Origin of the sequence: Variovorax sp. YR216 (assembly GCF_900107745.1) — a bacterium.
Classification (GTDB): domain Bacteria; phylum Pseudomonadota; class Gammaproteobacteria; order Burkholderiales; family Burkholderiaceae_C; genus Variovorax.
Window position 1 is genome coordinate 44,365 of record NZ_FNRO01000017.1, and the last position, 20,034, is coordinate 64,398.

At 68.8% G+C, this 20,034-nt stretch carries 22 protein-coding genes; 7 read left to right on the top strand and 15 right to left on the bottom strand.

The annotated features are described in order from the left end of the window. Positions 1–30: 30 nt before the first annotated feature. Positions 31–756, top strand: coding sequence for a TetR/AcrR family transcriptional regulator (locus BLW05_RS28600; RefSeq protein ID WP_093167016.1), 726 nt, complete (start codon positions 31–33; stop codon positions 754–756). Here BLW05_RS28600 and BLW05_RS28605 read toward each other — a convergent pair. Further along, positions 650–1,612, bottom strand: coding sequence for a LysR substrate-binding domain-containing protein (locus tag BLW05_RS28605; RefSeq protein ID WP_093167018.1), 963 nt, complete (start codon positions 1,610–1,612; stop codon positions 650–652). The genes BLW05_RS28600 and BLW05_RS28605 overlap by 107 nt on opposite strands. A 189-nt stretch (positions 1,613–1,801) precedes the next feature. Here BLW05_RS28605 and BLW05_RS28610 point away from each other — a divergent pair, with 189 nt between their 5' ends. The 3 genes from BLW05_RS28610 to treF are packed head-to-tail and all read left to right on the top strand — an operon-like array spanning position 1,802 to position 5,918. Next, on the top strand, positions 1,802–3,004 hold the full coding sequence (locus BLW05_RS28610; RefSeq protein WP_093167020.1) for an acyl-CoA dehydrogenase: 1,203 nt from the start codon (positions 1,802–1,804) through the stop codon (positions 3,002–3,004). Then, positions 3,004–4,251: a CaiB/BaiF CoA transferase family protein gene (locus BLW05_RS36600; protein WP_093167022.1), complete on the top strand. Its 1,248-nt coding sequence runs from the start codon at positions 3,004–3,006 to the stop codon at positions 4,249–4,251. The genes BLW05_RS28610 and BLW05_RS36600 overlap by 1 nt, the downstream gene beginning before the upstream one ends. Further along, on the top strand, positions 4,248–5,918 hold the full coding sequence (treF, locus tag BLW05_RS28620; protein WP_093167024.1) for an alpha,alpha-trehalase TreF: 1,671 nt from the start codon (positions 4,248–4,250) through the stop codon (positions 5,916–5,918). Before BLW05_RS36600 ends, treF begins: the two co-directional genes overlap by 4 nt. Here the strand turns inward: treF and BLW05_RS28625 are convergent. After that, a complete protein-coding gene (locus tag BLW05_RS28625; RefSeq protein ID WP_093167027.1) occupies positions 5,836–6,069 on the bottom strand; it encodes a DUF1127 domain-containing protein in 234 nt (77 codons plus the stop codon). The two genes, treF and BLW05_RS28625, sit on opposite strands and share 83 nt — an antisense overlap. An 88-nt stretch (positions 6,070–6,157) precedes the next feature. On the opposite strand from BLW05_RS28625, the gene BLW05_RS28630 reads away from it, so the two are divergent. Next, positions 6,158–7,048 carry a LysR family transcriptional regulator gene (locus tag BLW05_RS28630; protein WP_093167030.1) on the top strand — a complete coding sequence of 297 codons (891 nt, stop codon included), beginning with the start codon at positions 6,158–6,160 and terminating at the stop codon, positions 7,046–7,048. 9 nt (positions 7,049–7,057) lie between these two features. Here BLW05_RS28630 and BLW05_RS28635 read toward each other — a convergent pair whose 3' ends face one another. From BLW05_RS28635 to BLW05_RS28670, 8 genes are all read right to left on the bottom strand, one after another. Then, positions 7,058–7,651, bottom strand: coding sequence for a putative pterin-binding protein (locus BLW05_RS28635; RefSeq protein ID WP_093167033.1), 594 nt, complete (start codon positions 7,649–7,651; stop codon positions 7,058–7,060). A gap of 22 nt (positions 7,652–7,673) precedes the next feature. After that, positions 7,674–8,138 carry a CopD family protein gene (locus tag BLW05_RS28640; protein WP_093167035.1) on the bottom strand — a complete coding sequence of 155 codons (465 nt, stop codon included), beginning with the start codon at positions 8,136–8,138 and terminating at the stop codon, positions 7,674–7,676. 31 nt (positions 8,139–8,169) lie between these two features. Then, entirely contained in the window at positions 8,170–9,150 is a 981-nt protein-coding gene (locus BLW05_RS28645) for a Bug family tripartite tricarboxylate transporter substrate binding protein (RefSeq protein ID WP_093167037.1), read from the bottom strand. Between the two features lie 65 nt (positions 9,151–9,215). Then, positions 9,216–9,572: a cupin domain-containing protein gene (locus tag BLW05_RS28650; protein ID WP_093167040.1), complete on the bottom strand. Its 357-nt coding sequence runs from the start codon at positions 9,570–9,572 to the stop codon at positions 9,216–9,218. Between the two features lie 21 nt (positions 9,573–9,593). Beyond that, positions 9,594–10,595 (bottom strand): quinone oxidoreductase family protein, encoded by a 1,002-nt coding sequence (locus BLW05_RS28655; RefSeq protein WP_371126980.1) that lies wholly within the window; start codon positions 10,593–10,595, stop codon positions 9,594–9,596. Beyond that, positions 10,592–11,479 carry a beta-keto acid cleavage family enzyme gene (locus BLW05_RS28660; RefSeq protein ID WP_093167044.1) on the bottom strand — a complete coding sequence of 296 codons (888 nt, stop codon included), beginning with the start codon at positions 11,477–11,479 and terminating at the stop codon, positions 10,592–10,594. The genes BLW05_RS28655 and BLW05_RS28660 overlap by 4 nt, the downstream gene beginning before the upstream one ends. Beyond that, entirely contained in the window at positions 11,476–12,240 is a 765-nt protein-coding gene (locus tag BLW05_RS28665) for an SDR family NAD(P)-dependent oxidoreductase (RefSeq protein ID WP_093167046.1), read from the bottom strand. Before BLW05_RS28665 ends, BLW05_RS28660 begins: the two co-directional genes overlap by 4 nt. Before the next feature lie 21 nt (positions 12,241–12,261). Then, complete coding sequence (locus BLW05_RS28670; protein WP_093167048.1) at positions 12,262–13,128, bottom strand: dioxygenase family protein; 867 nt, start codon at positions 13,126–13,128, stop codon at positions 12,262–12,264. A 135-nt stretch (positions 13,129–13,263) separates the two neighbouring features. Between BLW05_RS28670 and BLW05_RS28675 the strand changes: the two genes are divergently transcribed. Beyond that, positions 13,264–14,283 carry a LacI family DNA-binding transcriptional regulator gene (locus tag BLW05_RS28675; RefSeq protein ID WP_093167050.1) on the top strand — a complete coding sequence of 340 codons (1,020 nt, stop codon included), beginning with the start codon at positions 13,264–13,266 and terminating at the stop codon, positions 14,281–14,283. Positions 14,284–14,292: 9 nt separating this feature from the next. Here the strand turns inward: BLW05_RS28675 and BLW05_RS28680 are convergent, their stop codons facing one another. The 5 genes from BLW05_RS28680 to BLW05_RS28700 form a co-directional block, all read right to left on the bottom strand. Continuing rightward, positions 14,293–15,207, bottom strand: a complete 915-nt coding sequence (locus BLW05_RS28680) for a glutaminase (protein WP_093167052.1) — start codon at positions 15,205–15,207, stop codon at positions 14,293–14,295. Positions 15,208–15,211: 4 nt separating this feature from the next. Further along, complete coding sequence (locus BLW05_RS28685; RefSeq protein WP_093167054.1) at positions 15,212–16,102, bottom strand: DMT family transporter; 891 nt, start codon at positions 16,100–16,102, stop codon at positions 15,212–15,214. A gap of 43 nt (positions 16,103–16,145) precedes the next feature. Further along, complete coding sequence (locus BLW05_RS28690; protein WP_256330541.1) at positions 16,146–16,652, bottom strand: BON domain-containing protein; 507 nt, start codon at positions 16,650–16,652, stop codon at positions 16,146–16,148. Further along, positions 16,649–17,092: a flavin reductase family protein gene (locus BLW05_RS28695; RefSeq protein ID WP_371126983.1), complete on the bottom strand. Its 444-nt coding sequence runs from the start codon at positions 17,090–17,092 to the stop codon at positions 16,649–16,651. The genes BLW05_RS28690 and BLW05_RS28695 overlap by 4 nt, the downstream gene beginning before the upstream one ends. Positions 17,093–17,218: 126 nt before the next feature. Beyond that, entirely contained in the window at positions 17,219–18,448 is a 1,230-nt protein-coding gene (locus tag BLW05_RS28700; RefSeq protein ID WP_093167195.1) for a nucleoside recognition domain-containing protein, read from the bottom strand. 38 nt (positions 18,449–18,486) lie between these two features. Between BLW05_RS28700 and BLW05_RS28705 the strand changes: the two genes are divergently transcribed. Further along, positions 18,487–20,028: an alkaline phosphatase D family protein gene (locus BLW05_RS28705; protein WP_093167058.1), complete on the top strand. Its 1,542-nt coding sequence runs from the start codon at positions 18,487–18,489 to the stop codon at positions 20,026–20,028. Positions 20,029–20,034 lie beyond the last annotated feature (6 nt).

A 20,034-nucleotide genomic window follows, 5' to 3' on the forward strand; every position in this document is an offset into this window, starting at 1 on the left:
ACTACGACTTTGTTTCCAGGGATTGCCGCGATGGCCCTCACAGCAAGAAAGAAATCTCCCACGCCCGGCCGGCGTGCGCAACGGCCGGACGGCGATGCGACGCGCCTGCATCTCATCGAGACCGCCGGCAAGGTGTTCGCGGAGCGCGGCCTTGCCGAGGCCACGAGCAAGGAAATCTGCGAGCGGGCGGGTGTGCCGCTCGCATCGGTCAACTATCACTTCGGCAGCCGCGACGGTCTCTACGAAGCGGTGCTGATCGCAGCGCACCAGCAGCTGATCGGGCTCGAGGAGCTGATCGGCCTGGTCCAGGACATCGACGATCCGGAAACCAGGTTGCGCACCGTGCTCACGCACTTCGTGCGCTTCGCCACCAACGCGAATGCGCCGTGGGGCTTTCGCGTGGTGCTGCGCGAAATCATGGCGCCTTCGGCCGCGATGCCCGCGTTGATCGAGAAGGCGGTGCGGCCCAAGGCGCAGTTCATGCGCGGGCTGGTGAGCGCCGTGATGGGCCTGCCGCCGGAGCACCCGACCGCTCAGCGCGGCGTGGTCTTCGCGCTGCTGCCGTGCCTCGCGATCATGGTCATCCCGAAGGAAATTCCGGCGAAGCTGCTGCCGGCACTCAAGGAGACCGACGCCCTCGCCGAGGAACTCATGTGCTACGTGATGGCGGGGCTGGCCGCGATGGCGAGCGCGCAGAAGCCGGCTGCGAATCCGTCGCGCGCGCCTGCGCGACCAGCCAGGCGCGAAAGAGCGTGAGCGCCGGGCGTTCGTCGTCGACGGCGGGCGTCACCAGGTAGTAGCTGCGCTCGCCGCGCAGGGGGCGGTCGCAGGCGATGACGAGTTCGCCGCGTGCGAGCTCCTTCTGGATCGCCAGCGTCGGCATCAGCGCCACGCCGAGCCCGTGCGCCGCGGCGATGGCGATCATCGAGAACAGCTCGTAGCGCGGACCGCTGTGCGCACGCGGCGCATCCACGTTCTGTGCGTCGAACCATTGCCGCCAGCCGTCGGGCCGCGTGCTTTGCTGCAGCAGCGGCATGCGCGCGATCGCGGCGGGCGAGAGCGGCTTGCGGCCCGCGAGCAGTGCGGGACTGCACACCGGAATCACGTCTTCCTCGATCAGCACGGTGGATTTCGTGCCGGCCCAGTTGGCGGTCTGCGCCGCGGTGCCCGCGTAGATCGCCGCATCGAACGGCGTGTCGTTGAAGAGAAAGGGCCGCGTGCGCGTTTCGATGTGCACCGTGATGTCCGGATGCTTCTCCGCGAAGTCCGGCAGGCGCGGAATGAGCCAGCGCGTCGCGAAGGTCGGTACTGCGGCGAGCTGCAGCGAGCCGCCCTGGCCCTGCCGCGCCATTGCGTCGAGCGTGTCGCGCTCCATGGTGTCGAGCTGGCGCGCGATCTGGCGCGCGTAGTCGGCGCCGGCCGGCGTCAGCGCGACGCCGTGCCGGGTTCGGCGGAAGAGGGCGATGCCGAGGAAGTCCTCCAGCGCGGTGATCTGGCGCGACACCGCGCTCTGCGTGAGGGCGAGTTCCTGTGCGGCACGGGTGTAGCTCTCATGCCGCGCGGCGGCCTCGAAGCAGATGAGCGACTGGGTGGAAGGGATCTTGCGGCGCATGGTATGCGAAGCCTACATAGTTGAATGCCGCGTTCTTGCAATGAAGCGGCGTAGGCGCATTGTCCTATGACGTGCGAAAAGCGCATAACTGGGTGCCCAATCATCGTTTGCGCTCCCCCTGCGGCGCGCTTACGATGACGGCCGACCCAAGCACTTTCGCTTCCCGCACCTTTCCCCCGGAGACCTCACATGGCCATCAAGAACGCCCGCTTCCAATGGGACGACGCCCTCCTGCTCGATCAACAGCTCACCGATGACGAACGCATGGTGCGCGATGCGGCCAACGCCTACTGCCAGGAACGCCTCGCACCCCGCGTCCTCGAAGGTTTCCGCAAGGGTGAAACCGACCCGGCGGTCTTCCGCGAGATGGGCGCCCTCGGCCTGCTGGGCCCGACGATCCCCGAACAATACGGCGGCCCCGGCCTCAACTACGTCTGCTACGGCCTGATCGCTCGCGAAGTCGAGCGCGTCGACTCGGGCTTCCGCTCGATGGCCAGCGTGCAGAGCTCGCTCGTGATGGTGCCGATCAACGAATTCGGCACCGAAGCGCAGAAGCAGAAGTACCTGCCCAAGCTCGCCACGGGCGAATTCATCGGCTGCTTCGGCCTGACCGAGCCCGACCACGGTTCCGACCCCGGCAGCATGGTCACCCGCGCCAAGAAGGTGCCGGGCGGCTACGCGCTCACCGGCAACAAGATGTGGATCAGCAACAGCCCGATCGCCGACGTGTTCGTGGTCTGGGCCAAGGAAGTCTCCGAGTCCGGCACCGTCGGCCCGATCCGCGGCTTCGTGCTGGAGAAGGGCATGAAGGGCCTGAGCGCTCCGGCGATCCACGGCAAGGTCGGCCTGCGCGCCTCGATCACCGGCGAAATCGTGATGGACAACGTGTTCTGCCCCGAAGAGAACGCCTTCCCCGAAGTGCAGGGCCTGAAGGGTCCGTTCACCTGCCTCAACAGCGCGCGCTATGGCATCTCGTGGGGCGCGCTCGGCGCAGCGGAAGACTGCTGGCACCGTGCCCGCACCTACGTGCTGGAGCGCAAGCAGTTCGGCCGTCCCCTCGCGGCCAACCAGCTCATCCAGAAGAAGCTGGCCGACATGCAGACCGAGATCACGCTGGGCCTGCAAGGGTGCCTCCGCCTCGGTCGCATGAAGGACGAAGGCACTGCCTCCGTCGAAGTCACTTCGCTGCTCAAGCGCAACTCCTGCGGCAAGGCGCTCGACATCGCGCGCCTGGCCCGCGACATGATGGGCGGCAACGGCATCAGCGATGAATTCGGCGTCGCGCGTCACCTCGTCAACCTCGAAGTGGTGAACACCTACGAAGGCACCCACGACATTCACGCGCTCATCCTCGGCCGCGCACAAACGGGCATCGCCGCCTTCTCGAACTGATGACCTCGCCGACCGCAACGCAGGGCGCCCTCGCGGGCATCAAGGTTCTCGACCTGTCCCGCGTGCTCGCGGGGCCGTGGTGCACCCAGATCCTCGCGGACCTGGGTGCCGATGTGATCAAGATCGAGCGGCCCGGCGTGGGCGACGACACGCGCACCTGGGGCCCGCCGTTCCTCAAGGATGCGCAGGGCAACGACACCAACCAGGCGACCTACTTCACCGCCTGCAACCGCAACAAGCGCTCGGTCACCATCGACATGGCCACGCCGGACGGCCAGGCGCTGCTCAGGCAGATGGCGGCGCAGAGCGACATCGTGGTCGAGAACTTCAAGACCGGCGGCCTCAAGCAGTACGGGCTGGACCACGAGAGCCTGCGCGCGCTCAACCCGCGCCTCATCTATTGCAGCGTGACCGGCTTCGGCCATGACGGCCCGCACGCGAACCGTGCCGGCTATGACCTGATGATCCAGGCCACCAGCGGCATGATGAGCATCACCGGCCGCCCCGACGACGTGCCCGGCGGCGGGCCTCTGCGCGTGGGCGTGGCGCTGACCGATCTCTTCACCGGCGTGTACGCGAGCACCGCGATCCTCGCCGCACTCGAAGTGCGTCACCGCACGGGCGAAGGCCAGCACATCGACATGGCGCTGCTCGACGTCGGCATGGCGATCCTCGCGAACCAGGCGAGCGCCTTCCTCAACACCGGCATCGCGCCGCAGCGGCAGGGCAACACGCACCCGAGCCTGGCGCCGTACCAGGACTTCCACACCAAGGACGGCTCGATGCTGCTGGCCATCGGCAACAACGGCCAGTTCGCGCGCTTCTGCGAGGCGGCAGGCCATGCCGAGTGGGCGGCCGATCCGCGCTTTGCGACCAACACGCTGCGCGTGCGGCACCGCGAAGTGCTGATCCCGCAGATGGAAGAGGTCACGCGCACCCGCACCACCGCCGAGTGGATCGCGCTGCTCGAGGACAAGGCGGTGCCCTGCGGCCCGATCAACGACATCGGGCAGGCTTTCCAGGACGAGCAGGTCAAGGCGCGCGGGCTCGCCGTGACCCTGCCGCGCAATGCGGGCGACGGCATCGAGAGCATCTCCGGCGTCGCGAGCCCGCTGCGGCTCCAGTCCACGCCGCCAGTGCTGCGCAATGCGCCGCCGGCGCTGGGGCAGCACACCGACGAGGTGCTGGCCGAGCTCGGCATCGACGAACAACGGCGCGCCGCGCTGCGCGACGCGGGCGTGGTGTGAACCACGCAGGTCAGGCCAGCTCGCAGCGCTCCGCGCGCGCGGCAGCCTGTCCCGCGCCCGACTCGCTCACGCCTGCCGACCGCTACGAGGAACTCTTCGCCGCGGTGCAGTCGGGCCGCGTGTTCGCCGACAGCAAGACCTTCGTCGACTGCGTGCCGCGCATCGAGCCCGCGGACATCCTCGCGGCCTACCGCGCTCAGTCGGCGCTGCCGGGCTTCGATCTCGCGGCCTTCGTGAACACGCATTTCGATGTGATCGAACAGCCGCATTCCGACTATGTGTCGGTGCCCGGCCAGCCGATCGCGGCGCACATCGACGATCTCTGGGACGTGCTCACGCGGCATCCGGCCACGCACCCGCCGCGCTCGTCGCTGCTGCAACTGCCGCACGCCTACCTCGTGCCGGGTGGGCGCTTTCGCGAGGTCTACTACTGGGATTCGTACTTCACCATGCTCGGTCTCGGCGCTGAGCATCAGGCGCCGCTCATCCGCGACATGGTGGAAAACTTCGCCTACCTCATCGACACCTACGGCCATGTGCCGAACGGCAATCGCAGCTACTACCTGAGCCGCTCGCAGCCGCCGGTCTTCGCGCTCATGGTCGAGCTGGCGCAGCGGCGCGGCGTGCTCGACGAGATCGACTGGCTGCCCCAGCTGCGCAAGGAGCACGCGTTCTGGATGGCCGGCGCCGAAGGTCTTGCCGACGGGCAGGCGAGCCGCCGCGTGGTGCGGCTGCCGGGCGGGGTGCTGCTCAACCGCTACTGGGACGAGCGCGACACGCCGCGCGAGGAATCGTGGATCGAGGACGTCACGACCGTGCAGTCGTGCGGGCGCGATCCCGCCGAGGTCTACCGCGACATCCGCGCCGCTTGCGAATCGGGCTGGGATTTCAGCACCCGGTGGCTGCGCGCGCCACAGGCGCACACCGAGCGGCGCAGCCGGGAGCACGTGCGGGCCGGCACCGCACCATCGCTGGCGAGCATCTGCACCACGGACATCCTGCCGGTGGACCTCAACGCCTTTGTCTACAAGCTCGAAACGAAGATCGCTACGCTGGCGAAGCAGTCGGGCGACACGGCAGCCGCCGCTGCCTTCGCCCAAAAGGCCGAGGCGCGCAAGGCCGCCATGACGGCGCTCTTCTGGGATGAGGCGCACGACGCCTATTTCGACTACGACTGGCGCTTCGGCCATCGGCGCGATTGCCTCACGGCGGCCTGTGTGACGCCGCTGTTCGTCGGCGCGGCGGAGCCGGCACATGCGCAGGCGCTCGCGTCAACTGTCGCGAACCGGCTGCTTGCGCCCGGCGGACTCTCGACCACCGAGTGCGGGAGCGACCAGCAATGGGACCGGCCCAACGGTTGGGCCGCGCTGCAATGGATGGCGGTGCGCGGATTCGCCGACCATGGGTGCCACGACCTTGCGCGGACGATCTCGCATCGCTGGCTTGCGACAGTGGCTGCGCTCTATGAGCGCGAAGGCAAGCTGGTCGAAAAGTACGCCCTGCGCTGCATCGAGTCCGACGGCACGCGGGGCGGCCACGGCGGCGAATATCCGCTGCAGGACGGCTTCGGCTGGACCAACGGCGTCACCGCGGCATTGCTCGCCGAGCATCCGCAGCACACCGCGCACGGCTGTACGGCGCATTCGACGGCGCCGCAGCATCGCTGAGCAGCGCCGGGATCTCGCTGCGGCCCACGCCGAGGTCGCGCAGCTCGCGCTCGCTCATCGCACGCAGCTGGCGATGGTCCTGCCGCGCGCGCCGCGCCTTGCGGATCAGGTCCAGCACGGCGGCGACGAGTGCGGGCTTTGGCGTTTGCATGTGAGGCTCCTTGGATGGAGCACGATCTTGCAAGCCGGCGTGCTATTGTGGAAGTTGAGAATTCTGTGAAGACCGATCAGCTTTCCTGATGCGCCATCTCAACCTCGACCAGCTTCGTTCGCTGGTGTCCATCGTCGATCTCGGCACTTTTTCCGCAGCCGCCAAGGCGCTGCATCTCGCGCAGCCCACGGTGAGCCTGCACATCAGCGAACTTGAATCGCGCCTCGACGCGCAACTGCTGGTGCGCGGTGCTCGCCGCATCATGCCGACCGCTGCCGGCGCGGCGCTGGTCGAACGCGCACGCAGGCTCCTGCGCGACGCCGACGACGCGATCGACGTGGTGCGCCGCCAGGCCGAAGGGCGCGTGGGACGTGTTCGGCTGGGCACCTCGACCGGCGTGGTGGTCGAGTTGCTGCCGCAGGTGCTCGAAGCGCTGGAGCAGGACCATCCGGGCATCGACGTCGAAGTGAGCATCCTCGGTTCGTCCGAGACCATGTCGCGCCTCGCCATGGGTACGCTGGACGTGGGCCTCGTCGCGATCCCGCAGCCGCCGATGCGTGACCTCGTCGTCACGCGTTGGCGCAGCCAGCCGATGATGGCCTTCGTCCCGAAGAAGTGGGATGCGCCGAAGCGCATCACGCCGCGCTGGCTGGCCGAGCGGCCGCTGATCTTCAACGATGCGACCACGCACATGTACCGGCTGACCATGGAATGGTTCGCGGCGGCCGGCGAATCGCCGCGACCTCGCATCGAACTCAATTTCGATGCGGCGATGCGCAGCCTGGTCGCGGCGGGCTACGGCGCGGCGGTGCTGCCGGTGCACCAGCCGGTGGGCGCGGAGATCAACGAGCGGCTGCAGGTGCTGCCACTGAGCCCGAAGCTCACGCGCCATCTCGGCATCGCACACCGGCCGAAGCCGGCGCTCGACGGCGCGACCGCGACGGTGCTGAAAGTCCTTTCTGCCTTCGCGCAGCGCTGATGCGCGAACCTAACTCTTGCGCACGTCGATGCTGTACAGCCCCCAGGGGCAGAGCGCGAAGCGCTCCTTGAGCGGCTTGTCCTTGAACGCCGCGAGCGTGTCGGCTTCGTACACGGCCCATTGCGGGCCGAGTCCACCGATCGAGAGCGGCGCGCCGTCGATCTCGGTGGCGACGATCATGCGCCAGCTGCGCGCATCGGCGAGGTTCAGCGGCACCACGTAGCCATCGACTGCGCGCAGGAAGAGCTGAACCTCCTTGCCACCCGTCACGCCGGCTTCCTCGAGCACCGTGGTCATCAGCGGGCCGGCGAGCACGTGCTTCTTCGCGTCGTATTCGAGCGTCGGCCGGATCTGAACCGTCGGCAGGCGGCGCAGCGCCTCGGCGTCGAACACATAGGCCTTGTCGAACTGGATGCCGTGCTTGACGAACATCTGGTCGAGCGCAGGATCGACCGCGCCGCGATTGGACTTGCCGACCGCACCGCTGAGGGTGAGCAGGCCGGGGCCTTTCAACGCCGAGGGCGCAGCGAGTGCGGAAGCGGAGGTGACGGCGGGGAGCAGGCCGGCCAGTGCTGTCTTGCCAAGGAAGTCGCGTTTGTTCATCGCGGCATTGTCGCGCCGCGCATCAGATCGCGCGACCGAGCACCGCGAGCGCGAACACGATCACACCGAGCATCAGGTTCAGGCCGACGAGCTTGCGGATGGTGTCGAGGTTGGCCGCCGCGACGGGCCAGGCGCGTGCGGCGACCGCGTTCCTCAAGCGCGGAAAGGGCGCGAAGCGGATGTGCAGGTAGATCGCCATCATCACGAGCCCGATCGCCAGCATCGCGTGCACGTTCCAACGCACGTTCGCGAAGCCGCCGGCCAGCCAGACCATGCCGAAGCCGGTGGCGAGCAGCAGCACGATCGCGCTCGATACGCCGGCGAAGAAGCGCTCCAGCGTCGCCGCGAGAAACGGCAGCCGCTGCGGCGGCTCGAGCGTCGCCACCGCCGCCGGCCGCACCGCGAAGTGCATGAGCGCCATGCCACCGACCCAGAAGGCGGCGGCGACGATATGGAGAAAGAGGAGGACGGCGTATGGTGCGGGCATGGCCGAGCGTAGACCGCCGCTCCGCGCGCGGTCAATCGACCTTGATGCCTGCCGCCTTGACCACCTGCTGCGCCTTGGCCGTCTCTTCGGCGAGGAACTTGTCGAACTGCGCCGAAGGCATCGTGAACGCCTCGGCGCCGAGCTTGTCGAGACGTTCCTTCAGATCCGGCGATTCCATGATCTTGCTCACTTCCGCCTGCACGCGGTCGACGATGGGCCGCGGCGTCTTCGCGGGCGCGAAAAGACCGACCCAGAACAGGTATTCGGAACCCGGCACGCCGGCCTCGACCGTGGTCGGGGTCTGCGGCATCACCGCGGAACGCTTGCCGGTGCCGACCGCAAGCGCCTTGAGCCGTCCGTCCTTGATCAACGGCAGCGCAGAGACCATCGGCGCGAAGAACCAGTCCACGCGCCCGCCCATCACCTCGGTCATCGCCTCGGGCGTGCCGCGGAAGGGCACATGCTGCGCCTGCAGGCCGGCGGCGAGCCGGAACACCTCCGCATTCATGTGCGTGGCCGACCCGTTGCCGGCCGAGGCGTAGTTGAAGCCGCCGGGCTTGGCCTTGACCTGCGCGACCAGGTCCTTCACGTCGGTGAAGCGGTTGGGCGGTGTCACCAGCACGTTGGGCAGGCTCGCGAGCGGCGTGATGCCGGCGAAGTCCTTCAGGGTGTCATAGGACAGGTTCGGATAGATCGCCGGGTTGACCAGATGCCCGGCGGAGTGGATCAGCAGCGTGTAGCCGTCCGCCGGCGCCTTTGCGACTTGCGTCGCGCCGAGCGTGCCGCCTGCGCCGGGCTTGTTGTCGACGATCACGCTGGTGCCGAGCGCGGGTCCGAGCTTCTCGGCCACGAGCCGGGCCACGATGTCGGTGCCGCTGCCCGCGGTGAAGGGCACGATCAGCCTGACCGTCTGCCCGCGCGGCCAGTCGCCCTGTGCGTGCACACCGCCGAGCGCGAAGAGTGCGAGCGAGGCCGCGATCAGGCTGCGCCGGCGGGGGATGAAGGTCGTCATGTCTTTGTCTCCGTTGGAATCGTTGTGGTTTCGAAATGCGACGAATCGGAAAGCGGGGGGCTGGCTCAGGCCGGTGGCGCGTTGGCCATCACCAGCACGACCAGCGCGGGCCGGTTCGTGCGGTTGACGAGCTGGCGCTTCTCGCCGGGCGCGAAGCGGCAGCTGTCGTACGGGCCGAGTTCGTGCTCGTCGCGCTGCCCGTCGAGCTCGCCGACCACGGTCAGCCGGCCTTCGAGCACGAGGTAGAGCTTTTCGATCGGCGAACCGTCGAGCGTGGTGTGGCCGCCGGGCAGGAGCTGGCTCATGCCCATCCACATCTGCGTGCTCGGGCCGGCCTCCTTGCCCTGCAGGCGCAGGCAGCGCATGTCGAAGTGGTTGGGCGCCTCGTAAGTGGGCGCTTCATCGATGCGGGTCACATGCATGGCGTGTCTCCTCCGTGCGGCTCAGGGGCGCAGCACGACGCGGTCGGTGCTGCCCGAGAGCACCAGTCGATAGGCATCGATCGCTTGATCGAGCGTGTAGGCCCGCGCCACCGGGAAGGGCTTGAGCGTGCCGCGCTCGAAGCCCTCGCGCATCGCGTCGAGCTGCGCGGTGGAGGCGATGCAGTCCATCGCCAGCGAGTCGATGCCCACGTAGGTGTGCATGCCGCGGTAGAACGCGAAGATGTCGAAGGGCACTGCGCGGTCGTGCGTCGCGATGAAGATCTGCGTCGCGCCCTTGGCCATCGACTTGTTCGCGGCGTCGAAATACGCGCTGCCCACGGTGTTGTAGGCAATGTCCACGCCACGCCCGTTCGTGAGTTCGCGCACGTGGGCCGCCACGTCGCCCTCCCGCGCGTCGATCGCATCGACCGGCGCGCACGCGAAGCCCTCGAACGGTCCGGCGCGCCGCTGCACCGCGATCACGCGCGCGCCACCCTGTGCGGCGAGTTGCACCGCCGCCTGGCCGACCTTGCCGTTCGCGCCGAGCACCAGCACCGTCTGCCCGGCGCGCGGCATGCCGCTGCGGCGGAAGCCCTCGTACGCCGTCACGAAAGGCACGCCGACCGCGCCGGCCTCGTCCATCGAAATGCCGCGCGGCTTGTCGCGCAATGCCTCCACCGGCAGCACGAGGAAGCGTGCGTGCGAGCCGTCGCGCGTGATGCCGACGTCGCCGCCCGAGCCGTAGACCTCGCGCCCCACCCAGTCCCCGGGCCCGTCGACCACGACGCCCGCGAAGTCGCGGCCCGGCGTCCGCGGCCAGACGGCCTGCGGCATGATGCCCAGCGTGGCTTTCACGTCGCTGGGGTTCACCGCCGCGGCGCATACCTTGACCACCGCGAAGCCGGGCTTCGCCACCGGCTGCGGCTGCGGCGCGGCTTCCAGCCGCAGCTCGTCGAGATGGGCCGCCTTCTGATTCACCCGCAGCGCGAGTGCCATGGTGTTTTCCGCCATCACTGCGCTCATGAGCGTGCCTCCCCCAATCCCAGCATCGCGCGCGCCTCGCGTGCCGTGGCGATCTCGCCGCCCAGGCTCTGGATGATGTCGCGCGCCTTGGCAACGAGCTGGGCGTTGCTCTCGGCGAGGACGCCCTTTTCGAGATAGATGTTGTCTTCCATGCCCACGCGCACGTGGCCGCCCAGCAGCCACGCCTGCGCGACGATCGGGAACTCCATGCGGCCGATGCCGAAGGCGCTCCAGAAGGCGCCGCGCGGCAGCATGTCGCGCGCGTACAGCACGGTCTGCGGCGTGGGCATGAAGCCGTACTTCACGCCGAGAACGAAGGTCCACATGCCGGGGCCGTCTAGCGTGCCGTCGGCGATGAGGTCGAGCGCCATGTGGATGTCGCCCGAGTCGAAGATCTCCAGCTCCGGCTTCACCCCGGCTTCGCGCATCACCTTGGCCATGCGGCGCACGTTCTTCGGCGTGTTGATGACGACGTCGGGGCCCGAATTCATGGTGTTCAGGTCGAGCGAGCAGACATCGGGCCGGATCAGCGCGATGTGCTCCACGCGCTTTTCCGGCGGCAGCAGCGTGCTGCCGGGCGCGGCGACCTTCGGGTCGTCCTCGCTCGGGATGAAGCGGCCGCCCGGGCCGGTCGTGAGGTTGATGATCAGCTCGCGGTTGCTGCGGCGGATGCGGTCGACCACCTCGCGGTAGAGATCGACTTCCATCGAAGGCCGGCCGGTCTTCGGGTCGCGCACATGGATGTGCACCTGGCCCGCGCCGGCCTCGGCGGCGGCGAGGCATTCGTCGGCGATCTGCGTGGGCGTGACCGGCAGGTGCGGGGTCTGCTCGGGCTTAACGAGGTTGCCCGTGACCGCGCAGGTGATGAGGGTCTTCGTGTTCACAGGTGCCGTCCTCCATCCACGACGATGCGCGTGCCGGTGACGAAGCGCATCGTGGTCGCGAGCGCCTCGATCGCGGACGCGACGTCTTCGGGCGAGCCGATGCGGCCGAGCGGCGTGGTGGTGGCCATCTTGGCCTTGAAGTCCTCGCCGCGCCCCGGCACGAAGGACGACTCGACCGCGCCCGGCGACACCGACACCACGCGCACCGCAGGCGCCAGCGCCTTGGCGAGCGCATCGCCCACCACGTCGAGCCCCGCCTTGGCGGCAACGTAGGCGAGGTTGCTGCCCACGCCGGTAAAGCCCGCGATGGACGAGACGTTGACCACCAGCGCGTCGCCGCTCTGCTTGAGCAGCGGTGCGAACACGCGGATGGTTGCGAACACGCCGCGGAAGTTGGCGCGCATCAGGTCGTCGATGAGCTCGTCGGTCAGTGCTTCGAGATCGGCTGCGGCCACCGGCTGCGTGTGGCCGGCGCTGTTCACCAGGATGTCGCAGCGGCCGTAGGTGGCCTGCACTTCCGCCGCCGCCTTGCGCAGGCTCGGCGTGTCGACGATGTCGGCGCGGATCGCCGAGTGGCGCTGCGCGGTGCCGCCCGGCAGCGCAGCGGCGCGCGCGGCGCCGTCATCGCCTTTGCGATGCAGCAGCACGCAGGTCGCGCCGAGCGCCGCGAGCCGGCGCGCCGTCGCATAGCCGATGGCGCCGAGGCCGCCGGTGATGACCGCGACCTTGCCGTCGAGTCGGGATGTGGGTTCGAAGCTCATGAAAGTTCTGGTTGAAGGGGTTCAGGGAATGGGGGGGTGGGGGAATTTCATTTCGCCCGCCTCCAGCACGAAGTCGTGCTGAAGCGTCGCGTGGCCCGTGCCTTCCTGCGGCTCGAAGCGGCCGATGAGGCGGCGGGTGACGCCGAAGACCGGATCGCTTTCCAGGTTCTCGTCGTCGTCCGCGAACACCTGCGTGATCAGCACCTTGTGCCCCGGCTTGCTCACCATGAAGTGCAGGTGCGCCGGCCGGTTGGGATGCCGCTGCTGCGCGCGCAGCAACTCGCCGCAGGGTCCGTCGGTGGGCACCGGGTAGCCGGCCGGCCGCACGGTCCACAGCCGGAAGCGGCCTTCGGCGTCGGTCTTGAAGCGGCCGCGCAGGTTCATGTCTTCCTGCGATTCGTCCTGGTTCTCGTAGAGCCCGACCGGCGACGCCTGCCACACATCGACCGTCGCGCCGGCGACCGGCTGACCCGCCGAATTGCGGACCGTGCCCGACACCTCCAGCGGCGTGCCGGGGGTTTCCGAGCGGGCGATGCTTTCGCCCGCATCGCACACCGGCGCGTTCGCGCGCCAGAACGGCCCGAGCAGCGCGGCGGGCGATTCGCCCTGCGGGTCCTGGTTGTTGAGCAGCGCGACCAGCGTCGACACGCCGAGCAGGTCCGCGGCGAGCACGACCTCGTTCTTCTTCTCGCCGCTGGCCTGGCCGATGGCGACGATGAAGCCGAGCGCGCGCTCGAACTCCTCCTCGGTCAGCTTCACCTCCTGCACGAAGGCATGCAGGTGGCGCGTGAGCGATTGCATGACGGTGCGAAGGCGCGGGTCGGGTGTGCGGCCCATGGCGTGGGTCGCCATCTCGAGCACGGAATCGGGGGTGGTGACGATGTTCATGGTCGGCTTGAAGGTATTGCAAACGTTTGCACATTATTCGCTGTTCCAACGGCCGAGTAAAATTCGGGAATTCCCTCAACCCCTCGGTAGATGGGGTCTTGATCCCAGGACCTGTCAAACCAAACGTTTGCATCCATGAACCCGCACCAGTCCTCCGCCGTCACCATCCGCGATGTCGCGCAAGCGGCGGGCGTGCATGTGTCGACGGTGTCGCGCGCGCTCAATCCGGACAAGCGCGGCCTTATCAGCGCCGAGGTGCTGCGGGCGGTGGAGGAGGCGGCGCAGCGGCTCGGTTACCGCCCGAACCGCGCGGCGTCGGCGCTGCGCACCGGGCGCACGCAGACCATCGGCGTGCTGCTGCCCGACATCACCAACCCGGTGTTCCCGCCGATCCTGCAAGGCATCGAGGCCAGTGCCGCGGCACGCGGCTACTTCGTGTTCGTCGCCAACGTGGCGGACCACGTACTGGCGCAGCCGATCGTCGAGCGCATGCTCGCGCAACGCGTGGACGGGCTCGTGATGGCGATCGCGACCCGCGACGATCCGCTGGTCGACTTCATCGCGAAGGCCGGGATGCATGCCGTGCTCGTGAACCGCGCGGACGAGAGCGGCCGCCTGCCGGCGGTGGTCAGCGACGACCGGCTCGCGATGAAGCTCGCAGTCGACCACCTCGTCGCGACCGGGCATCGGCGCATCGGCCACCTGGCGGGCCCGCAAAGCGTGCCGACCGGCGTGGCCCGTCGCCAGGGTGTCGAGCAGGCACTGCGCGATCGCGGGCTGGAAATGGCCTGCGTCGCCGAATGCGAGGGCTACACCCGCGAAGCCGGCGCCGCCGCCATGCGCAAGTTGCTGGACGAGAACCAGCGGCCCGATGCGGTGGTGTGCTGCAACGACCTCGTCGCGCTCGGCGCCTACGACGTGCTGCGCGAGCGCCGCATCGAGGTGCCGCGCGACATCTCCATCACCGGCCACAACGACATGCCGCTGGTCGACATGGTGAATCCGCCACTCACCACCATTCGTCTGCCGCACCGCGAGCTGGGCTGGCGCGCGGCGGAGATGCTGTTCGACGAGATCGACGGCAAGGCGCTGTCGGCCTCGACCGTGGTGCTGCGGCCCGAACTCATCGTGCGCGAATCGACGCGCAAGCCCTGAGCGGATGGCTCAGAAGATCGACAGCCCGGTCTTCGCCACGAACAGTTCGAGCGCCTTCAGCCCGAGCAGCGAATTGCCCGAGGCATCGAGCGCCGGCGACCACACGCACAGCGTGAGCTGGTCCGGCACCACCGCGACGATGCCGCCGCCCACGCCGCTCTTGCAGGGCAGGCCGATCGAGAAGGCCACGTCGCCGGCCGCGTCGTAGGTGCCGCAGGTGAGCATCAGCGCGTTGATGCGGTGCGTGTGGCGCTCGGTCGTGATCTCGGGCCGGCCGTCGAAGGGGTGCGCGCCGTCGCGGCACAGGAAGGCGGAGGCGCGCGCGAGCTGCCGGCAGTTCATCTGGATCGCGCACTGGTGGAAGTACAGCGCCAGCACCTCGCCGACCGCGTTGTCGATCTTGCCGAAGCTCTTCATGAAGTTGGCCAGCGCGATGTTGCGGAAGCCCGTCGCCGCTTCGGACGCTGCGACTTCCTCGTCGAACTGGACTGGCTCGCCGCAGAGGTCCGACATGAAGGCCAGCAGGTCGGCCTTGGCGTGGCCCCGGCTCACGAGGCGGTCCGCGACCGCGATGGCGCCCGCGTTGATGAACGGGTTGCGCGGCTTGCCTTGCTCGCTTTCGAGCTGCACCAGCGAATTGAACGGGTTGCCGGAAGGCTCGCGTCCCATGCGCTCCCAGAGCGCATCGCCGAGGTAGCGCATCGCGAGCGTGAGCGTGAACAGCTTGGAAATGCTCTGGATCGAGAACGGCGTGGCCGCGTCGCCCGCGCAGGCTTCCACGCCTTCGCGCGTGTGCAGCGCGATGCCGAACTGCGCCACCGGCACGCGCGCAAGCCCGGGGATGTAGCACGCGACCGCGCCTTCCGCGCCCAGCAAAGGCCGGATCTCGCGGTCGATCTCGTCGAGGACGGTCTGGAAGTTCATGGTTTCACACCCGGCGGTTCACCAGCACGATACCCAGCGCCACGCCGGCCAGCGCGAGCATCAACTGCAGCGTGAGCGGCTCCGACAGCAGCACCACGCCGAACACAAGCGCGAAGAGCGGCGTGAGAAAGGTGAACGACGAAATGCGCGTCGCCGGATAGTGCCGCAACATCCACATCCACGCGAGATAGCTTGCAAAGGCCCCGATCGCGGTCTGCAGCGCGATCGAGAACCAGGCATAGCCGGAATACGCAAAACCCCAGGCTTCGCCCAGCGCAAGCGACAGCACCGGCAGGATCGCCGCGGTGACCGCGATCTGATAGAAGAGCGCCTTCTCCGCGCTGGCGGTCGCGAGCTTCGTGGTGCGGATCGCGAGCGTCGTCAGTCCCCACAGGATGCCGGCCATCAGCGCGAGTGCATCGCCGTGGAGCTGGCCCGACGTGCTGTGGCCGAAGCTTTCGCTGAAGGCCAGCACCACGCCGAAGAAGGCGATCGCAAGGCCGATCCATTGAATGCCCCGCAGCCGTTCCGACTGCACGAAGCGCGGCAGCAGCAGCGCGACCACGAAGGGCGAGGTGTAGAGGAACACCGTCAGCCGCGATGCGCTGGTGCGCTGCAGCCCGAGGTAGATGCAGGTGAACTCGCCCGCGAACAGGGCCCCGGCGAGCAGCCCGCCCATCAAGGTGCCGTCGCGCTCGAACAGCGCGACGCCTCGCCAGCGGCACCACAGCCACAGCACCACGACCGCGCCGCTCATCCGGATCGCGGCCTGCCACAGCGGCGGCACTTCGGCGACGGTGGTCTTGATGAGGATCTGCTGCAGGCCCCAGAAGGCGCAGCAGGCGAGGAGGAGGGCGATGGCGCGGGCGTCGAGGTGGTCCTTGCGGTCGATCATTCGGTGCTTGTCTCTTCTTGTTCGTTGTCGTCGGCAGCGAGGCTCAGGGTGCGGCGAGCGGATAGTCCGGCTTGTCGCGCGTGCCGATCATGAGGTCGTTGACCACGTTCTCCACGTCGGGAACGGCGCGCGCGGTCTTCTCGAGCCGCTCGCGCATTCGCTTGTCGGGAACGCAGCCCTGCAGGTAGATCCAGCGGCGCTGCACCATCACCCATACGCTGCCGCGCCGCTGGCCCGGCACGCCGTCGAGCGCCTTGCGCACCTGCGGCGCGATGGTCTTGTCGTAGCGATAGGCGTTGCTGTCCTTGCAGCGGCCTTCGAGCCAGCAGCTCGTGCCGCGTTCGAGGCGGGCATGCATCTGCGACCGGACCTCGGCCTGCGTGTAGAGCGGCCCGAGCGGCACCGGGCAGCCCGCGAGGCCGGACGACACCTGGAAGAAAGGGTCGTCGAAGAAGTTGGTTCGCGCTTCATCCGCACCGGACGCGCCCTGAACGCTCGCGCCCGCGACCGCCGCTGCGATCAGGCATCGGGCGCGTGCGCGGGACTTCAAAGCGGATGCTCGGTGTAGAAGCGCCCGCCGTGGAAGAGCAATGGCGAAGCGCCGGGGGTGTGGGTGCAGCGCTCGACCTCGCCCACGAAGATCACGTGGTCGCCTTCGTCGTAGCGGCTGCGGTTGAAGCATTCGAAGCAGGCGGCCGCGCCTTCGAGCAACGGTGCGCCGCCGACGCCTTCGGTGTAGGCGACCTGCGCCCAGCGATCGACGTTCTTCGCGGCGAAGCGCTCCGCGAGATTCTTCTGGCTGGATGAGAGGATATTGATTGCGTAGTGCGATCCCGCGCTGAACGCGGCCATCGAGGCTGCGCCGCGCGCAAGGCTCCACAGCACGAGCGGTGGATCGAGCGACACCGAGTTGAACGAATTGGCGGTGAGCCCGATGAGCTCGCCGCTGGGGGAGCGCGCGGTGACGATGGTCACGCCGGTGGCGAACATGCCAAGCGATGCGCGGAATTCGTCGGTCGAGAAGGTCGGCGGTTTCGCCTGGGCGGGAGCGGTCACGGAGCGGCGGGAAAGTAGACGGCTATTCTGGCCGATCCGAAGCGTTCGCGCCGGGCGCGCTCAGCCGAAGAACCAGTAGCCGACGGCGATCGCGGCGACGACGCCCGCGAATTCGGCCAGCAACGCGCAGCCCACCGCATGCCGCGCGCGCTGGATGCCGACCGCACCAAAGTACACCGCGAGCACGTAGAACGTTGTCTCGGTGCTGCCCTGGATGATCGCGGCGACGCGCGCGGCGAAGCTGTCCACGCCTTGGTTCTTCATCGTCTCGATGAGCATCGCGCGCGCCGCGCTGCCGGAGAAGGGCTTGACCAGCGCGGTCGGCAGCGCGTCGACGAAGCGGGTGTCCCAGCCGGTGCGCGCGACCCCCCATCGGATGGCTTCGAGCGCCATGTCGAGTGCGCCCGATGCGCGCAGCGCGCCGATCGCGCACAGCATCGCGACGAGGTACGGCAGCAGGTTCTTCGCCACGTCGAAGCCTTCTTTCGCGCCTTCGATGAAGCACTCGTACACCTTCACGCGGCGCACCGCACCGGCCAGCAGGAAGATGACGATCAACCCGAACAGCGTGAGGTTGCCGAGCAGCGACGAGAGCGATGCGAGCGCGGCCGACGAGAGCGTGGCGAGCACCGCCATGAACCCGCCCAGCAGCAGCGCGCCCGGCAGCAGATAGGCGAGCACCACCGGGTCCCACAGCCTGAGCCGCTGCATGAAGGCGACGGAGAGCAGGCCTGCCAGCGTCGACGCGCTCGTCGCCAGCAGGATCGGCAGGAACACCAGCGTCGGATCGGCTGCGCCCTGCTGCGCGCGGTACATGAAGATCGTGACCGGCAGCAGCGTGAGCGACGAGGCGTTGAGCACCAGGAACAGGATCTGCGCGTTGCTCGCGGTGGTCGTGCTCGGGTTGAGCGTCTGCAGCTCGCGCATGGCCTTGAGGCCGATCGGCGTCGCCGCGTTGTCGAGGCCGAGCGCGTTGGCCGCGAAGTTCAGCGTGATGAGACCGAGGGCTGGGTGGCCGGCCGGCACCTCCGGCATCAGCCGGCGGAAGAGCGGACCGAGCAGCCGCGCGAGCAGGTCCACGATGCCGGCCGCTTCGGCGATGCGCAGGAAGCCGAGCCACAGCGTGAGCGTGCCGAAGAGCAGCACCATCACCTCGACCGAGAGCCGGGCCATGGCGAAGAGGCTTTCGACCAGCGCCGCGAAGACGGTGGCATCGCCGCCGACCAGCCAGCGGCCGAGCGCGGCCACCGCCGCCGTCAGGAAGAAACCAAGCCACAAGCCGTTCAGCACGCGCCGATCATAGGGGCGCGGGGCCGACAATCGCGGCCATGAACATCACTCGCAGGGAGCTCCATCGCGCCGCGATCTGGCTGGCGCTCGGAAGCATGGCGGCGCCGCTGCGCGCCAGGTCGCAGGGCGCGCCGCAGTGGCAGGCCAATCCGTTCGCGCTCGGCGTGGCGAGCGGGCAGCCGCGGCCCGACAGCCTCGTGCTGTGGACGCGGCTCGTGCCTTTGGACGCCGATGACGCGCTCGGCAGCGGCGCGCTCACCGTGCAGCACGAGATCTTTGCCGACGCGGCGCTGCGCCGCCCCGTCGCCCGCGGCGAAACCGTGACCGACGCATCGCGTGCGCACAGCGTCCACGTGATCGCGCAGGGCCTGGAGCCGCAGCGCGACTACTGGTACCGCTTCACCTGCGGCAATGCGACGAGCCCGGTCGGCCACACGCGCACCGCGCCGGCCGCGAATGCCGACGTCCGGCGCATGCGGTTCGCGCTGGCCTCGTGCCAGCACTTCGAGCAGGGCTACTTCGCCGCGCACCGCGAGATCGCCGCGCGCGACCTGGATGTCGTGCTGTTCGTCGGCGACTACATCTACGAGGGCAGCAATCCGGACAACGCCATCCGCCAGCACGGCACGCGCACGCCTCACACGCTCGACGCATACCGCGCCCGCCATGCGCTCTACAAGGGCGATGCCGACCTGCAGGCGGCGCATGCCGCGCATCCGTGGATCCTGACCTGGGACGACCACGAGGTCGTCAACGACTACGCGGACGATCGCGATCCCGCGTACACCGACCCCGCGCGCTTCCTGCAACGCCGCGCGGCGGCCTACCAGGCCTACTTCGAGCACATGCCGCTCGCGCTGCCGCCGCAAGGCTCGGCGATGCGCATCAACGACCGCTTCGCCTGGGGCCGGTTGGCCGAGCTGTGGACGCTCGACTGCCGGCAGTTCCGCAGCCATCACGCCTGTCCCGACCCGGAGCGCGACCACGGCCGCACGCTGGTGGACTGCGCGGAGCTTGGCGATCCGAAGCGCACGATGCTCGGCGCGGATCAGGAGCGCTGGATCGCCCGGGGACTTGCTGATTCGACACGGCAATGGAAGCTCGTCGGCCAATCCACGCAGATGAGCGCGACCGGTTTCGACACGCCCGAGGGCCGCAAGGTCTGGACCGACGGCTGGGACGGCTACCCCGAAGCGCGTCGCCGCCTTCTGCAAGGCGCGGAAAGCGCCGGGGTGCGGGATCTCGTGGTGCTCGGCGGCGACGTGCACCGCCATGTCGCGGCGGACCTGCGGGTGCGGCCGAACGATCGGAGCTCACCGATCGTCGCCAGCGAGTTCGTCGGCGGCTCGGTCACCTCGCGCGGCGCGAGCCGGGCGTCGATGGACCGCATGCGTCACGACAACTCCGACGTGAAGCATGCGCGCGGCGACGAGCGCGGGTATGCGCTCGTCGAGCTCACGCCCGGGCGCATGCAGTGCGAATTCCGCGCGACGCAGCACCCGGTGCAGGAGCGCGCCACTTTCACGACGCAGGCGGGCTACGTCGTGGAAGCGGGCCGGCCCGGCGTGCAGGCCGCCTGACCGCGG

What these genes read in the sequence shown, in the direction of transcription:
- BLW05_RS28705 (WP_093167058.1), top strand. Translation starts at nt 18,487, where the DNA reads ATGAACATCACTCGCAGGGAGCTCCATCGCGCCGCGATCTGGCTGGCG.
- BLW05_RS28610 (WP_093167020.1), top strand. Translation starts at nt 1,802, where the DNA reads ATGGCCATCAAGAACGCCCGCTTCCAATGGGACGACGCCCTCCTGCTC.
- BLW05_RS28650 (WP_093167040.1), bottom strand. Translation starts at nt 9,572, where the DNA reads ATGCATGTGACCCGCATCGATGAAGCGCCCACTTACGAGGCGCCCAAC.
- BLW05_RS28600 (WP_093167016.1), top strand. Translation starts at nt 31, where the DNA reads ATGGCCCTCACAGCAAGAAAGAAATCTCCCACGCCCGGCCGGCGTGCG.
- BLW05_RS36600 (WP_093167022.1), top strand. Translation starts at nt 3,004, where the DNA reads ATGACCTCGCCGACCGCAACGCAGGGCGCCCTCGCGGGCATCAAGGTT.
- BLW05_RS28625 (WP_093167027.1), bottom strand. Translation starts at nt 6,069, where the DNA reads ATGCAAACGCCAAAGCCCGCACTCGTCGCCGCCGTGCTGGACCTGATC.
- BLW05_RS28640 (WP_093167035.1), bottom strand. Translation starts at nt 8,138, where the DNA reads ATGCCCGCACCATACGCCGTCCTCCTCTTTCTCCATATCGTCGCCGCC.
- BLW05_RS28645 (WP_093167037.1), bottom strand. Translation starts at nt 9,150, where the DNA reads ATGACGACCTTCATCCCCCGCCGGCGCAGCCTGATCGCGGCCTCGCTC.
- BLW05_RS28680 (WP_093167052.1), bottom strand. Translation starts at nt 15,207, where the DNA reads ATGAACTTCCAGACCGTCCTCGACGAGATCGACCGCGAGATCCGGCCT.
- BLW05_RS28685 (WP_093167054.1), bottom strand. Translation starts at nt 16,102, where the DNA reads ATGATCGACCGCAAGGACCACCTCGACGCCCGCGCCATCGCCCTCCTC.
- BLW05_RS28630 (WP_093167030.1), top strand. Translation starts at nt 6,158, where the DNA reads ATGCGCCATCTCAACCTCGACCAGCTTCGTTCGCTGGTGTCCATCGTC.
- BLW05_RS28695 (WP_371126983.1), bottom strand. Translation starts at nt 17,092, where the DNA reads ATGTTCGCCACCGGCGTGACCATCGTCACCGCGCGCTCCCCCAGCGGC.
- BLW05_RS28675 (WP_093167050.1), top strand. Translation starts at nt 13,264, where the DNA reads ATGAACCCGCACCAGTCCTCCGCCGTCACCATCCGCGATGTCGCGCAA.
- BLW05_RS28635 (WP_093167033.1), bottom strand. Translation starts at nt 7,651, where the DNA reads ATGAACAAACGCGACTTCCTTGGCAAGACAGCACTGGCCGGCCTGCTC.
- BLW05_RS28665 (WP_093167046.1), bottom strand. Translation starts at nt 12,240, where the DNA reads ATGAGCTTCGAACCCACATCCCGACTCGACGGCAAGGTCGCGGTCATC.
- BLW05_RS28605 (WP_093167018.1), bottom strand. Translation starts at nt 1,612, where the DNA reads ATGCGCCGCAAGATCCCTTCCACCCAGTCGCTCATCTGCTTCGAGGCC.
- BLW05_RS28670 (WP_093167048.1), bottom strand. Translation starts at nt 13,128, where the DNA reads ATGAACATCGTCACCACCCCCGATTCCGTGCTCGAGATGGCGACCCAC.
- BLW05_RS28655 (WP_371126980.1), bottom strand. Translation starts at nt 10,595, where the DNA reads ATGAGCGCAGTGATGGCGGAAAACACCATGGCACTCGCGCTGCGGGTG.